The following is a 13249-nucleotide window of genomic DNA, read 5'->3' as shown; positions in this document are numbered from 1 at the left end:
CCGTCCGTAGAAGGAGAAGTGCCATGGCCTTGCATGAGCTGTTCACGACCGATATCGGTCTGCTGAGTCTGTTCACCATCGGATTCGTCGTGGTGATGGCGGCCTACATCATCCGCTTTGCCAAGCGCCACATCGCAGAGGATACCCGGCGTGCGGAGGGCGGCCAGGGCTGAATTCCCTCAAGTCGGTAAAGGAGGCGTGCCGTGCTGAAATGGATACAGGTGTTGTGGCCATCCTTCATGGTGGCCGCGGTGGCAGAGGCCGTCTTCTTTACCGTTGTGGCGCCCCAGGAACTGTACTGGCGCGGTGAGCCGGTCCATCTGTCGGCCATCGCCACCTACTCGATCGGCTTCTTCGGATTCTGGCTGGCATGCGCTGCCTCCAGCCTGGCGACGATCTTCCTCCAGCGCTCCGCTGGGGAGATCAACCGGATTCACCAGGCCAGTCCGAGATCCTGAACGAAACGGCCCGCCCAGGCGGGCCGTCACGCTTGCGGACGTCCGTCAGCGATATACGAGTACGGGCGTCTTGCTGTGGGTGAGGACTTTCTGCGTCTCGCTGCCCAGCAGCAGGCCGGCGATGCCCCGGCGGCCGTGGGAGGCCATGAAGATCAGGTCGCAGCCGTGGCGGTCCGAGGCATCGATGATCGCCTCGTAAGGCACCTCATTCACCGTCGTATCGGTATCCGCGTTGACGCCTTCGGCATCGGCCACGGCCTTCGCCTTCTCCAGAATGCGCGCCGCTTCTTCGGCCGCGGACTTGGCGAACTGTTCCGGCGTGGTCGGGTCGATCAGCGCGCCTTCGCCGTAGATGGGCATCGGAAAATCCGGCTGCGCGTAAAAGAAGGTGACGCGGGCGCCGGCATCCCGCGCAAAAGAGACTGCACGCGCAATGGTGCCGTCGGACAGTGCCGAACCATCCGTCGGTACAAGCAGGTGTTTGAACATGACGGTGTATCCTTCTACCGAATGTGGTGACTGATTATAGCCACCAGCGGGGGAAGAGGGCGATTGACCGCCGTCAACGGCCGTGTGTATAGGTCGGCGCCTGCTCCGGGCGGGGAATAACGGGAAACGAACACGATGGAACTGACCTTCCACGGTGCGGCCGGCGAGGTGACCGGCTCGTGCGCCCACCTGCGCCACGAGGCGGGCGTGGGACTGATCGACTGCGGCATGTTCCAGGGCGGCAAGGCAGCGGTGCGCAAGAATCTGGCAGCACTGGATTTCAACCTGCGGGCGCTGGACTTCGTCCTGCTCACCCATGCCCACCTGGACCATTCCGGCCTGGTGCCGCGCCTGGCGGCGCTCGGGTACCGCGGCCCCATCCACGCGACCGCGGCCACCGTCGACCTGCTCGAGGTGATGCTGCGGGATGCCGCCCACATCCAGGAGAAGGAGGCCGAATGGGCGAACCGCCACGAACGTGACCGCCACCTGCGCCGCGGCTGGGATGCGGCACCGCTGTACACGGTGGCGCAGGCCGAGGAGAGCCTAAAGCGCTTGCGCCCGCATCCCTACGGCCAGTCTTTCAGCCCGGCGCGGGGCGTCACCTGCACCTTCCACGATGCCGGCCACATCCTCGGCTCGGCGATCATCGAACTGGACGTGGCCGAGAAAGGGGAGACGCGCAAGCTCGTGTTCTCGGGCGACCTGGGCCAGCCGCTGCGGCCGGTGGTGCGCGATCCGGCGACCTTGCAGGAGGCCGACTACCTGTGCATCGAGTCCACCTACGGCGACCGCGCACACCGGGCGATGCAGGAGACCGAGGACGAACTGGTGCATGCCCTCCAGCACACGCTCAAGGTCAAGCGCGGCAACGTGATCATCCCTGCCTTCGCGGTGGGGCGGACGCAGGAGGTGATCTTCGTGCTCGCGAACTTGGTGCGCCAGGGGCGTGTCGACAACCTCGAGATCGTCGTCGATTCACCGATGGCCGCGGCCGCGACCGAATTGACCCTGAGGCACGACGAACTGTGGGACGTCGAGACGCGCGAACTGCTGGCATGGATGCGCGAACATCCGGGACGGGCCAGCGTGCGCTTCGTGCAGGACGTGGAGGAGTCCATCGCCCTCAACGACCGCCATGGGGGGCTGGTGATCATCTCCGCCAGCGGCATGTGCGATGCCGGACGCATCAAGTACCACCTGCGCAACAACCTCGGGCGCAAAGAGTGTTCCATCGTCATCGCCGGTTTCCAGGCGGCCGGCTCGCTCGGCCGGCGGCTGGTGGAGGGTGCCCGTCACGTGACCCTGTTCGGCGAGCGCGTGCCGGTGCGGGCCGACATCTACACCATCGGCGGCCTGTCGGCCCACGCGGACCAGGCCGCGCTGCTCGCCTGGCTGGGGCATTTCACCCGTCCGCCGCGCCGTACCTTCATCGTGCACGGCGAGCAGCGGGCCTCCGAAGCCTTCCGCGAGGCCGTGCGCACCCGCTACGGCTGGCCGGGCGTCACCCTGCCGGCCGCCGGCGAACCGAATATCCTCGCCTGAGCGCGATGGAGTTGCCAGCGGACTTCGTCCTGCCCATGCTCAAATCGAAACCGGACAGAGATCGCACTCGATCCAAGGTGGAACGATGAAGCGCAACAACCGACTGACGCCGCCGGAAGCCATGCGGCGCACGATGCGCCAGATCCATGACAGCATCGAAGGCAGCATCGACCCGCTCGGCATGGCCGCGCCGCTGATCCATGCGCAACTGGCCTGGCTCGCCCATCCGCAGGAACTGGCGGAGCACCTGGCGCTGCTGTCGGCCGACCTGTGGCACCTGCAGATCCATACCTGGAAGCGCGCCCTCGGCATGCCCAGCGAGGACCCGATCCGTCCCCATGGCGACGACGCGCGCTTCAGCGACCCGGTGTGGACCGAGTCGCCGACCTGGGATCTGACCAAGGAGTGGTATCTGGCGCTGACCCACCACCTGCAGGACATGCTCTACGAAACCCCGGGGCTGTCGAGCAAGGAACGCCGCCGCGCAGCCTTCTGGTGGCGGAAGTGGCTCAACATGGTGGCGCCGACCAATTTCTTCTGGACCAACCCGGTCGCCATGCGCAAGGCCATGGAGACCAATGGCGAGAGCCTGGTGAGGGGCATGCGCAACTTCCTCGGCGACCTGCAGGCCGGCAACGTGCGCATGACTTCGCCGGAGGACTTCACCGTCGGTGTGAACCTTGCCACCACGCCCGGTGCGGTGGTGTTCCGCAACCGCCTGCTGGAGGTGATCCACTACGCACCCACCCAGCCGCGCGTGCATGCCGAACCGGTGGTCATCGTCACGCCGTGGATCAACAAGTTCTACGTGCTCGATCTGGTGCCGAAGAAAAGCATGATCCACTACCTGCTCGACCAGGGGCTGGACGTCTTCATCACCAGTTGGAAGAACCCCGATGCCTCGATGCGCGACGTGAGCTTCGACGACTACCTGCTGGAAGGCGTACACGCCATCGTCGAGACCGCGCGCAGGTTCACCGGCGCGCCCCAGGTACATGCCGCCGGCTACTGCATCGGCGGCACCGCGCTGGCCATGTACATGGCCTGGGCCAACCGCCGCTTCAAGGCGGATGACGTGCCGGTGGCCGACTGGACGCTGCTGACCACGCTCGTGGACTTCCACAAGCCGGGCGACATCGAGGTCTTCATCGACGAGGCGAGCATCCGCTACCTGACCGACAGCATGGCCAGGAAGGGTTACCTGGACGGCAAGGAGATGGCCGCCTCCTTCCGCCTGCTGCGCTCCAACAGCCTGATCTGGCACTACGTGGTGCACGGCTGGCTGTACGGCGAAGCACCGCCGCCTTTCGACGTGCTGTACTGGAACATGGACTACACACGCATGCCCTACCGCATGCACGCCTGGTATCTGCGCGAACTCTATCTGCACAACCGCCTGATCCAGAAGGATGCCCTCGCCGTGGCGGGCGAGCCGCTCGATCTCGGCCGCATCGTGCAGCCGCTGTACGCGGTCGCGGCCGAGGACGACCACATCGCCCCCTGGCTGCAGACCTACAGGATCAACAGCTACACCAGCGGCCCCAAGCGCTACGTGCTGTCGAGTTCGGGCCACATCCTCGGCATCGTCAACCCACCGGTGACCCCGCCCAAGCGCAAGTACTGGGTCGCCGACGCCCACCGCACCGAAGCAGCGGAAGCCTGGCAGGCGCGTGCCGAGCAGCATGCCGGCAGTTGGTGGGAGGACTGGATGGCCTGGCTCAAGCCGCGCTGTGGCGCGCTGGTGGACGCCCGTCCGGCCGCGAGCAAGGCCTTCCCGAAGCTGGCCGACGCACCGGGGACCTACGTGCTCGAACGCTGACGGCGCGTTCGCCGCCGGAGGCCGCTTGACGCGAGTCAAGGCCGACGCCCCGTTGCTGCGGACAATGCCGGCAACGGGGCGTCGGTGTCTTGCGGCCTAGCTCTGGTGGCGTGCCAGGCGGGCCGGGTCGTGCAGCGTGATGTGCTTGCCGCGCACGCTGATCAGCCCGGCTTCAGACAGGTCGTGGAAGATGCGCGAGAGCGTCTCGGGAGTGAGGTTCAGGCGCGAGGCGATCACCTGCTTGCTCACTGTGAGGTCGAATTCGCGTCCGCTGCCGTCCGATTCGTCGGACTGCTGCAGCAGGTAGCCGATGACCCGCTGGGTGCTGGAGCGCAGGGAATAGGTCTCCACGTCGCGCACCATGCTGTGCAGGCGGATCGCCATGCCGGCGAGCAGCTTGCGGGCGAAGGACGAGTCCTGGTCGACGAGTTCGGACACCACGTTCTGGCCGATGTGCAGCAACTGGGTGTCCACCAGCGCCTCGGCGAACACCGGGTAGGGGCGGTTCAGCAGCATCACCGCTTCGCCGAAGCTCTGCAGCGGGCCGATGATCTCGACCACCTTCTCGTTGCCCTGGGCCGAGGAGAACGCGAGCTTCACCTGGCCGGCGGCGACGAAATAGAAGCCGTGCGCCGGGTCGCCGCGCTGGAACAGCACCTCGCCCTTCTGCAGGTGCCTTTCGCGGGTGAAGCGCGCGACGCGTTCGATGTCTTCGCCGGACAGTTCGCCGAACAGCGGCACCCGGCGCAGCAGGTTGGGGATGTCCATGGGCTGGATGGGCATGGGGGTCTCCTGTTTATTGAGCATTCTAGCCTGCCCCATCGTGGGGCAGGCCTTGTGGAGCGATGGCCGGCATGGCGTCCTTGTCACCTTCCGCAGCGGGCGCGCCGCTGTTCCTCGCGCCCCACCGCGCGATGTTCCTCTCCGGCGGCGTCATGCTGCTGCTGGTCTTTCTGCTGTGGGCGGCGGAACTCGCCGCCCGTGCGGGGCTGGCGCCGTCACCAGGCTGGAGCCTGCCGCCGGGATGGGCGCATGCGCTGATGACCGTGGGCGGCATCTTTCCCTTCTTCATCTTCGGCTTCCTGTTCACCGCCATGCCGCGCTGGCAGGGCCTGGGCGACATCGCCCAGGAGCGCTGGCTGGGTTCGTGGCGGATACTGGCCGGCGGGTGGGCGGCCGTGCTCGTCGGCCTTTGGGTGCCGCTGGTGCTGCCCATCGGCCTGGTCGCAGTCCTCCTCGGCTGGGTGCGCCTGGCCGCCGTGCTGTGGCGCGTGGCTTTCCGCTCGCAGCCCGATCCGCTGCACGCGCGCGCCACCTGGCTGGGGCTGGCCGGCGGCGGTGCGAGCCTGCTGGCTTGGCTGATTTTCGCGCTCGGCGGCGGCGCATTCTGGGCGCGGGCAGGCATCGAGGCCGGCGTGTGGTGGTTCCTGCTGCCGGTGTTCTTCTCTGTGTGCCACCGCATGGTGCCGTTCTTCTCCAGCAACATCGTGCCGGACTACGTGATCGTGCGTCCGCGCTGGGCCCTGCTGCTGGTGCTGGCGGCCAGCGCCGTGCATGGCGCGCTTGCCATGGCCGGACTGAACGGCTGGACCTGGGCCGTGGATGTGCCGGCCGGCGCTGTGGCGCTGTGGCTGTGCGTGCGCTGGCGGCCGATCGCCGCCCAGCGCGTGCGCCTGCTGGGCATGCTGCACATCGGCTTCGCCTGGTTGGGCGTGGCCCTGCTGCTCCTGGCACTGCAGGCGGCGGGGGCGCAACTGGGCTGGTACGGGCTCGGCCTCGCGCCGCTGCATGCGCTCGCGCTCGGCTTCTTCGGTTCCATCCTGCTCGGCATGGTATCGCGCGTCACCCTCGGCCATTCCGGCCGCCCGCTGGCGGCGGACACCCTGACCTGGTCCCTGTTCCTCGCGCTGCAGGGGGTCGTCGCGCTGCGCATGCTGGCCGATCTCGCCCCGGCGCTGCTCTCGCCGTGGCTGATGCTGGCCGCGGTGGCCGGCTGGCTGGGCATCTTCATCGCCTGGGCGGCACGTTATCTGCCCATCTACCTGCGTCCGCGCGTGGACGGGCGCGCGGGATAGATCCATGTATCTCGCCCTCAAACATCTGCACGTGAGCTGCGTCGTGCTCAGTATCGCCGGCTTCACGCTGCGCGGCCTGTGGATGCTGGCCGGCAGCCGACTGCTCGGGCACCGCCTGACCCGGGTGCTGCCGCACATCGTCGACAGCGTGCTGCTGTTGTCTGCGGTCGCCCTGGCGGCGATGAGCGGCCAGTATCCCTTCGTGGCCGGCTGGGTCACGGCCAAGGTGGCGGGGCTGCTGGCCTACATCGTCCTCGGTGCCGTGGCGCTGCGGCGGGGCCGCACGCGGACGGTGCGGGCGGCCGCCTTCGTCGGAGCGCTGGCGGTCTATGGGTGGGTCGTGTCCGTGGCTCTGTCCAGGAACCCCGCCGGCTTCCTGTCTTTCGTTGGAGTCTCCTGATGGCCGAATCTCTGATTTCCGTCGCCCCGAGTTTCGAAACCCCGCTGGAGATGCTGGAAGCCTGTCACGGCCGCCTACAGGGCCAGCTCGACACGCTCGCGCGTCTCGCCGCCTGGCTGCCCGAGCACGGGGCAGACGCTCAGGCGCGGCAGGCCGCGAGCGCGGTGATGCGCTACTTCGACCTGGCCGCGGTCAATCACCACATGGACGAGGAGGACGATCTCTTCCCCGTGCTGCTCGCCCGCGTCGACGCCGAGCGGCGTCCGCAACTGCAGGCGCTGGTGGACTGGATTCTTGCCGACCATCAGCGCATGTTCGCCGCATGGGCGCAGATGCACGAGCGGCTGGCAGCGATCGCGCAAGGGGAGGGCGAGGAACTCTCCGCGGCGCAGGTGGAGGAATTCGCTACGCGCTACCGCCAGCACATCGCGCGCGAGGAAGGCGAACTGCTGCCCTGGGCGCGCGAACTGCTGAACGAGGCGGACGTGGCCGCACTGGGGGAGACGATGACCGCGCGCCGGCGTCAGCCGCCGCTGGGCTGATGCTGCAGCAGCTTCCTGAGGCCGGCGATGTCGAGGATGCGGATGTGCTTCTGCTGCACCGCGACCAGGCCGTCTTCCTGGAAGCGGGAGAAGGCGCGCGACACGGTTTCAAGCTTGAGGCCGAGGTAGGAGCCGATTTCCTCCCGCGTCATGCGCAGGTGGAACTCGGCCGCGGAGAAGCCGCGCGCGGTGAAGCGCTGGGACATGTTGAGCAGGAAGGCCGCGAGGCGTTCTTCGGCGCGCATGGAGCCGAGCAGCATCATCACGCCGTGGTCGCGCACGATCTCGCGGCTCATGACCTTGTGGAACTGGTGCTGTAGCCCTTCCACCTGGCGCGACAACTCTTCGAGCTTGCCGTAGGGAATCACACACACCTCGCTGTCTTCCAGCGCGATCGCGTTACAGGTGTGGAATTCGGTGCTGATGCCGTCCAGGCCGAGGATTTCGCCGGTCATCTGGAAACCGGTGACCTGTTCGCGCCCGTCTTCGAGCAGCACGTCGGTCTTGAAGGAGCCTGCACGGATGGCGTAGATCGCCTCGAACAGGTCGCCCGCGCGGTAGAGGTGTTGCTGGCGCTTGATCTTGCGACGGGTGCCGACCAGTTCGTCGAGGCGGTCGATCTCGTTTTCCGTCATCCCGAACGGCAGGCACAGCTCTTGCAGGTTACACTGGGAACAGGCAGCCTTCAGGCTTGCTATAGAGATCGGCACTGTCGCCTTTATTTGCACGATAAACACAGCTCCGTCCCGACACGGGATCCGCGGGGCCTCGTTGATCCACGTCAACCACAAAACTCCGGCTTTCTGCGATCTTACGGAACAGACTGCCGCCGTACGACCATGAGCAACCAGAAAGAACTCGTCTTCGACACCCAACTGATCCGCCGCTTCGACATCAACGGGCCGCGCTACACGTCCTATCCGACGGCGGACCGCTTCGTCGAGGCCTTCGACGCCAAGGCCTTGCGCGACTGGCTCGCCAAGCGGGCGGTGGGCGGGCTGGGCCGACCGCTGTCATTATACTTCCACATCCCATTCTGTAACACGATCTGTTACTACTGCGCCTGCAACAAGATCATCACCAAGGACCACGGGCGCTCGGCCAAGTACCTGAAGTACCTGGCCAAGGAAATCGAGATGCAGGCCGCCTGTCTGGGCGGCAGCCGCCAAGTTACCCAACTGCACCTGGGCGGCGGCACGCCCACCTTCCTCTCCCACGACGAAATGCACCAGTTGATGGATTCGGTGCGCGAGCACTTCACCCTGGTGCCCAATGGCGAGTATTCCATCGAAGTCGACCCGCGCAAGGTCGATTTCGACACGGTCGAACTGCTTTCCAACCTGGGCTTCAACCGCATGAGCGTGGGCGTGCAGGACTTCGCCCACGACGTGCAGGTGGCGGTCAACCGCGTGCAGAGCTTCGACGAGACCAAGCTGGTCGTGGATGCGGCGCGTGCCACCGGCTTCAAGTCGGTGTCCATGGACCTCATCTACGGCCTGCCCAAGCAGAACATCATCAGCTTCAACCGCACTCTGGAGCAGGTGCTGGAGATATCGCCGGACCGCATCTCGCTGTACAGCTACGCCCACCTGCCGCAGCTCTTCAAGCCGCAGCGGCGCATCAACTCGGTGGACATGCCCACCGCGGACACCAAGCTGCAGATCCTGCAACTGGCCATCCGCCGGCTCACCGAGGCGGGCTACGTCTATATCGGCATGGACCACTTCGCCAAGCCGGACGACGAACTCACCATCGCCCAGCGCCAGGGGCGGCTGCACCGCAACTTCCAGGGCTATTCCACCCACGCCGAGTGCGACCTGCTCGCCTTCGGCGTGTCGGCGATCAGCAAGGTGGGGCCGACCTACGCCCAGAACGTCAAGACCCTGGACGAGTACTACGACATCCTCGACCAGGACGAACTGCCGGTGCTGCGCGGCATCGAGCTGACCGCCGACGACCTGCTGCGCCGGGCCATCATTCAGGCGCTGATGTGCCACTTCGAGCTGTCCATCGAATCCATCCAGATCGCCCATCTGATCGACTTCAAGGAATACTTCGCCGAGGAACTCGCCGACCTGCGCGAGATGGAGAAGGCCGGCCTGCTGAAGGTCGAGGACGACTGGATCACCGTGCTGCCGCCGGGGCGCCTGCTGGTGCGCGGCATCGCCATGGTGTTCGACCGCTATCTGCGTGCCGACCGCGAGCGCGCACGCTACTCGAAGGTGATCTGAGCCTGCGGGGCGGGGCGTAGAATGCGTACCGTCCCCCGCACGGCTTCCCGCTCACCGGTCCCCTCGAATGCCTGAAACCGGCTACCTCGCCGTCTTCCTCATCGGCCTGCTCGGCGGCACGCACTGCGTCGGCATGTGCGGCGGCATCGTCGGCGCGCTGACGGTGCAGGTGCCGGGCCAGACCCGCCGCCAGTGGCCCATTCACCTCGCCTACAACCTCGGGCGCATCACCACTTATACCGTGATCGGCGGCCTGCTCGGCGCGCTCGGCACGGTGGGCATGCTGTACAACGACGTGATGCCGGTCCAACTCGCCCTGTACGTGCTCGCCAACCTGATGCTGGTGGCACTGGGCCTCTACCTCACCGGCTTCACCCGGCTGCTGGCACCGGTGGAACGGGCGGGGCAGCACCTGTGGCGGCGTATCCAGCCGCTCACGCGGCGTTTCCTGCCGGCGCGCTCCGTGGCGCAGGGCTATCCCCTCGGCCTGCTGTGGGGTTTTCTGCCCTGTGGCCTGGTCTACAGCGTGCTGGCCACCGCCCTGGTCACCGGCTCGGCCGCCCGCGGCGCCGGGCTGATGCTGGCCTTCGGCCTGGGCACGCTGCCCAACCTGCTGCTCGCCGGGCTGGTATTCAAGCGTTTCCGCGACATCACCCGCAACGGCAAGGTGCGCTTCGCCGCCGGCCTGGTGGTGCTGGGCTTCGGTGTGTTCGGCTTGTTCCACGCGCCGTCCCTGGGCGGCATCCTGTGGAACGGCGTGGTCTGCTGAATCTTCAGGTGTCGCTGCCGAAGGCCTGCAGGATGGGGCAGGGTGCGGGCGCCGCGGTGTGCTCGCAGCAGTGCACCAGCCCCTGCAGCGCGGCACGGACTTCTTCCAGGCGGTGGATGCGGGACTCGATGTCGGCGATCTTCGCCTGCGCGAAGGCGCGCGCCTTGTCCCGGTCGCGCTCCTCGTCGAGGGCCAGCAGTTCGGCGATCTCGTCCAGGCTGAAGCCCAGCGTCTGGGCGCGGCGGATGAAGTGCAGGCGCGACAGCGCGTCCGCGTCGTAGACACGGAAGGCCCCGCGCCGAGCGGCCGGTGCGCCGATCAGGCCGCGGCGCTGGTAGTAGCGCACCGTCTCCACGCCCACCCCGGCGGCAGAAGCCAGGCGGCCGATGGTCAGTGCGGCGGAGGGGGAAGATGAATTGCCCATGGGGGTTGACTCCGTACCTTGGTACAGGGTCTAGACTGCCACCATCGAAACACCCCATGCAAGCGGGGCATCACCATGAACGAGCGCATCACCCCAATTCCGCCCATCGTGCTGGAACTGCCGGTCGCCGGCATGACCTGCGCCGCCTGCGCGACCCGCATCGAGAAGGTGCTCAACCGCCTGCCCGGCGTCCAGGCCGGCGTGAACCTCGCCGCCGAGCGCGCGCAGGTGACGCTGTCGGGCGAAACCGCGCCCGAGGCGGTGGTGGAGGCGATCCGCAAGGCCGGCTTCGACGTGCCCCGGGCCGATCTGGAACTGTCCATCTCCGGCATGACCTGCGCGGCCTGCGCCGCCCGGCTGGAAAAGGTGCTGAACCGCCTGCCCGGCGTCGAGGCCGCGGTGAACTTCGCCAACGAGCGCGCCGTGCTGCATTACCAGCCCGGCCTGCTGTCACCGCAGGCCGCCATCGCGGCGGTGGAGAAGGCCGGTTTCGGCGCGATCGAAGCGGGGCTGGACATCCGCGAACAGGAGCGTGCCCGCCACGCCGAGGCCTGGCGGCGTGACCTGCGCCAGTTCTGGATCGCCGCGCTGCTGACCCTGCCGCTGGCGGCGCAGATGCCGGCCATGCTCGGCGGCTGGACGGGCGACGCTCACCACGACCTGATCCCACGCTGGCTGCAGTTGCTGCTGGCCACCCCGGTGCAGTTCTGGATCGGCGCGCGCTTCTACCGCGGCGCCTGGTCGGCGCTGCGCGGCGGCGGCGCCAACATGGACGTGCTGGTGGCGCTGGGCACCTCCATGGCCTGGCTGTTCAGCACGCTGGTGACCTTGCTGGGCATGCACGAACAACACGTGTATTTCGAAGCCTCGGCGGTGATCATCACCCTGGTGCTGCTCGGCAAGCTGATGGAGGCACGGGCCAAGGCGCGTACCGGCGCGGCGCTCGACGCACTGATGCGCCTGCAGCCGAAGATGGCGCGCATCGAGCGGGACGGCGAAGTGGTGGAAGTGCCGGTGGCTACGGTGCGGCCGGGCGACCTCGTCATCGTCCGTCCGGGGGATGCGGTGCCGGTGGACGGTGTGGTGGAGTCCGGCCGTTCGGCCCTCAACGAAGCCATGCTGACCGGCGAGAGCCTGCCGGTGGACAAGGCGGCGGGCGACAAGGTGTTCGCCGCCACGCTGAACGGCGAGGGCCTGCTTCGCTGCCGGGCGACCGGCGTGGGGGCGTCCACGCTGCTCGCCGGCATCATCCGCATGGTGGCGCAGGCGCAGGGATCCAAGGCGCCGGTGCAGCGCCTTGCCGACCGCATTGCGGCGGTGTTCGTGCCGGTGGTGGTGGCGGTCGCGCTCTTCACGCTGGCCGGCTGGTGGCTGTGGTCGGGCGACTTCGCCCAGGCGCTGATCAACGCCGTGGCGGTGCTGGTGATCGCCTGCCCGTGCGCGCTGGGCCTCGCCACGCCGACCGCGATCATGGTGGGCACGGGCCAGGGCGCGCGCGCCGGCATGCTGGTGAAGAATGCCGAGGCGCTGGAGCTGGCGGAGAAGGTGAAGGTGCTGGCGGTGGACAAGACCGGCACGCTGACGCGCGGGGAACCCGCGGTGAGCGACCTGCTGCCCGCGACCGGATGGACGCCGGCCGCGCTACTGGAGGCGGCGGCCGCACTGGAGCAGGGCAGCGCGCACCCGATCGCGCAGGCCGTGGTGGCGCGCGCCCGTACCGAAGGCTTGGCCCTGCAGCCGGTGGAGGCGGTGCAGAACTTCGGCGGCAAGGGGTTGGCAGGGCAGGTCGGCGGGCGCACGGTGCTGGCCGGCACGCCGGCCTTCCTGCTCGAGCGCGGCGTGGTGCTGCCGCCGGGCTTCTGCGACGAGTTGGCGGCAGCCGGGCGCACGCTGGTGGCGGTGGCCGTGGACCAAGGCTTCGCCGGTGTGCTCGGGGTGGCCGACCAGGTGCGGGAGGATTCCGCCCGCGCGGTGGCCCGCCTGCAGGCGCGGGGCATCCGCGTAGTCATGCTGACCGGCGACCACGAGGCCACCGCCGCGGCCATCGCCGCCCAGGTGGGCATCACCGACTACCGTGCCGGCGTGCTGCCGGGGGACAAGGCCGCGGCGGTCAAGGCGCTGGGCGCGGAGGGCGTGCGCGTGGGCATGGCCGGCGACGGCATCAACGACGCGCCGGCGCTCGCGGCTGCGGACGTGTCCTTCGCCATCGGCGTCGGTGCCGACGTGGCGGTGGAGGCGGCGGACATCACGCTGGTGCGCAACAGCCTGGACGGCGTGGCCGACGCCATCGACCTGTCCCGCGCCACGCTGGCGAAGATCCGCCAGAATCTGTTCTTCGCCTTCATCTACAACGTGCTGGGCATCCCGCTCGCCGCGCTGGGTTTCCTGAACCCGGTGGTGGCCGGGGCGGCGATGGCCATGAGTTCGGTTTCGGTGGTGAGCAATTCGTTGCTGCTGCGCCGCTGGCGCGCAGGGCGCTAGTTTTTTCTGAAGAGGA

At 67.9% G+C, this 13249-nt stretch carries 14 protein-coding genes; 10 read left to right on the top strand and 4 right to left on the bottom strand.

Translation table 11 applies throughout. The annotated features are described in order from the left end of the window. The first annotated feature begins 23 nt into the window (after positions 1-23). Together E6O51_RS03505 and E6O51_RS03500 are read left to right on the top strand one after the other, a co-directional pair. Complete coding sequence (locus tag E6O51_RS03505; protein WP_136383575.1) at positions 24-173, top strand: DUF3149 domain-containing protein; 150 nt, start codon at positions 24-26, stop codon at positions 171-173. Positions 174-203: 30 nt separating this feature from the next. After that, the gene (locus E6O51_RS03500; RefSeq protein WP_136383574.1) at positions 204-458 is read left to right on the top strand and encodes a hypothetical protein; all 255 of its coding nucleotides are present in this window, start codon (positions 204-206) and stop codon (positions 456-458) included. Positions 459-503: 45 nt separating this feature from the next. Here the strand turns inward: E6O51_RS03500 and E6O51_RS03495 are convergent, their stop codons facing one another. Beyond that, positions 504-947: a universal stress protein gene (locus E6O51_RS03495; RefSeq protein WP_136383573.1), complete on the bottom strand. Its 444-nt coding sequence runs from the start codon at positions 945-947 to the stop codon at positions 504-506. A gap of 135 nt (positions 948-1082) precedes the next feature. Between E6O51_RS03495 and E6O51_RS03490 the strand changes: the two genes are divergently transcribed. Together E6O51_RS03490 and E6O51_RS03485 are read left to right on the top strand one after the other, a co-directional pair. Continuing rightward, the gene (locus E6O51_RS03490) at positions 1083-2492 is read left to right on the top strand and encodes an MBL fold metallo-hydrolase RNA specificity domain-containing protein (RefSeq protein ID WP_136383572.1); all 1410 of its coding nucleotides are present in this window, start codon (positions 1083-1085) and stop codon (positions 2490-2492) included. Positions 2493-2625: 133 nt separating this feature from the next. Further along, on the top strand, positions 2626-4311 hold the full coding sequence (locus tag E6O51_RS03485) for a PHA/PHB synthase family protein (protein ID WP_230976690.1): 1686 nt from the start codon (positions 2626-2628) through the stop codon (positions 4309-4311). A 96-nt stretch (positions 4312-4407) separates the two neighbouring features. On the opposite strand, the gene E6O51_RS03480 is transcribed toward E6O51_RS03485, so the two are convergent. Continuing rightward, the gene (locus tag E6O51_RS03480) at positions 4408-5094 is read right to left on the bottom strand and encodes a Crp/Fnr family transcriptional regulator (protein WP_136383570.1); all 687 of its coding nucleotides are present in this window, start codon (positions 5092-5094) and stop codon (positions 4408-4410) included. Positions 5095-5165: 71 nt separating this feature from the next. Between E6O51_RS03480 and E6O51_RS03475 the strand changes: the two genes are divergently transcribed. The 3 genes from E6O51_RS03475 to E6O51_RS03465 are packed head-to-tail and all read left to right on the top strand — an operon-like array spanning position 5166 to position 7328. Continuing rightward, positions 5166-6386 (top strand): NnrS family protein, encoded by a 1221-nt coding sequence (locus E6O51_RS03475; RefSeq protein WP_136383569.1) that lies wholly within the window; start codon positions 5166-5168, stop codon positions 6384-6386. Between the two features lie 4 nt (positions 6387-6390). Further along, on the top strand, positions 6391-6786 hold the full coding sequence (locus tag E6O51_RS03470) for a SirB2 family protein (protein WP_136383568.1): 396 nt from the start codon (positions 6391-6393) through the stop codon (positions 6784-6786). After that, positions 6786-7328, top strand: a complete 543-nt coding sequence (locus tag E6O51_RS03465; protein ID WP_136383567.1) for a hemerythrin domain-containing protein — start codon at positions 6786-6788, stop codon at positions 7326-7328. The genes E6O51_RS03470 and E6O51_RS03465 overlap by 1 nt, the downstream gene beginning before the upstream one ends. Here E6O51_RS03465 and fnr read toward each other — a convergent pair. Next, the gene (gene fnr, locus E6O51_RS03460) at positions 7310-8050 is read right to left on the bottom strand and encodes a fumarate/nitrate reduction transcriptional regulator Fnr (RefSeq protein ID WP_136383657.1); all 741 of its coding nucleotides are present in this window, start codon (positions 8048-8050) and stop codon (positions 7310-7312) included. The two genes, E6O51_RS03465 and fnr, sit on opposite strands and share 19 nt — an antisense overlap. A gap of 117 nt (positions 8051-8167) precedes the next feature. Here fnr and hemN point away from each other — a divergent pair, with 117 nt between their 5' ends. Both hemN and E6O51_RS03450 read left to right on the top strand, forming a co-directional pair. Further along, positions 8168-9559, top strand: a complete 1392-nt coding sequence (hemN, locus tag E6O51_RS03455) for an oxygen-independent coproporphyrinogen III oxidase (protein ID WP_136383566.1) — start codon at positions 8168-8170, stop codon at positions 9557-9559. 67 nt (positions 9560-9626) lie between these two features. After that, positions 9627-10328, top strand: a complete 702-nt coding sequence (locus E6O51_RS03450; RefSeq protein WP_136383565.1) for a sulfite exporter TauE/SafE family protein — start codon at positions 9627-9629, stop codon at positions 10326-10328. A 4-nt stretch (positions 10329-10332) separates the two neighbouring features. Here E6O51_RS03450 and E6O51_RS03445 read toward each other — a convergent pair whose 3' ends face one another. Next, positions 10333-10752, bottom strand: a complete 420-nt coding sequence (locus tag E6O51_RS03445; RefSeq protein ID WP_136383564.1) for a MerR family transcriptional regulator — start codon at positions 10750-10752, stop codon at positions 10333-10335. A 75-nt stretch (positions 10753-10827) separates the two neighbouring features. Here E6O51_RS03445 and E6O51_RS03440 point away from each other — a divergent pair, with 75 nt between their 5' ends. Next, a complete protein-coding gene (locus tag E6O51_RS03440; protein WP_230976682.1) occupies positions 10828-13233 on the top strand; it encodes a heavy metal translocating P-type ATPase in 2406 nt (801 codons plus the stop codon). The last annotated feature ends 16 nt before the right edge of the window (positions 13234-13249 follow it).

It is taken from the genome of Pseudothauera rhizosphaerae (assembly GCF_004801305.1).
In the GTDB taxonomy this organism is placed as follows: domain Bacteria; phylum Pseudomonadota; class Gammaproteobacteria; order Burkholderiales; family Rhodocyclaceae; genus Pseudothauera; species Pseudothauera rhizosphaerae.
This window is presented reverse-complemented; position numbering and strand designations above follow the sequence as displayed.

Excerpts from the sequence above, each read along its gene's own strand:
- E6O51_RS03450 (WP_136383565.1), top strand. The coding sequence starts at position 9,627 with ATGCCTGAAACCGGCTACCTCGCCGTCTTCCTCATCGGCCTGCTCGGC.
- E6O51_RS03465 (WP_136383567.1), top strand. The coding sequence starts at position 6,786 with ATGGCCGAATCTCTGATTTCCGTCGCCCCGAGTTTCGAAACCCCGCTG.
- E6O51_RS03505 (WP_136383575.1), top strand. The coding sequence starts at position 24 with ATGGCCTTGCATGAGCTGTTCACGACCGATATCGGTCTGCTGAGTCTG.
- E6O51_RS03440 (WP_230976682.1), top strand. The coding sequence starts at position 10,828 with ATGAACGAGCGCATCACCCCAATTCCGCCCATCGTGCTGGAACTGCCG.
- hemN (WP_136383566.1), top strand. The coding sequence starts at position 8,168 with ATGAGCAACCAGAAAGAACTCGTCTTCGACACCCAACTGATCCGCCGC.
- E6O51_RS03485 (WP_230976690.1), top strand. The coding sequence starts at position 2,626 with ATGCGCCAGATCCATGACAGCATCGAAGGCAGCATCGACCCGCTCGGC.
- E6O51_RS03495 (WP_136383573.1), bottom strand. The coding sequence starts at position 947 with ATGTTCAAACACCTGCTTGTACCGACGGATGGTTCGGCACTGTCCGAC.
- E6O51_RS03475 (WP_136383569.1), top strand. The coding sequence starts at position 5,166 with ATGGCGTCCTTGTCACCTTCCGCAGCGGGCGCGCCGCTGTTCCTCGCG.
- E6O51_RS03445 (WP_136383564.1), bottom strand. The coding sequence starts at position 10,752 with ATGGGCAATTCATCTTCCCCCTCCGCCGCACTGACCATCGGCCGCCTG.
- E6O51_RS03470 (WP_136383568.1), top strand. The coding sequence starts at position 6,391 with ATGTATCTCGCCCTCAAACATCTGCACGTGAGCTGCGTCGTGCTCAGT.
- E6O51_RS03490 (WP_136383572.1), top strand. The coding sequence starts at position 1,083 with ATGGAACTGACCTTCCACGGTGCGGCCGGCGAGGTGACCGGCTCGTGC.
- E6O51_RS03480 (WP_136383570.1), bottom strand. The coding sequence starts at position 5,094 with ATGCCCATCCAGCCCATGGACATCCCCAACCTGCTGCGCCGGGTGCCG.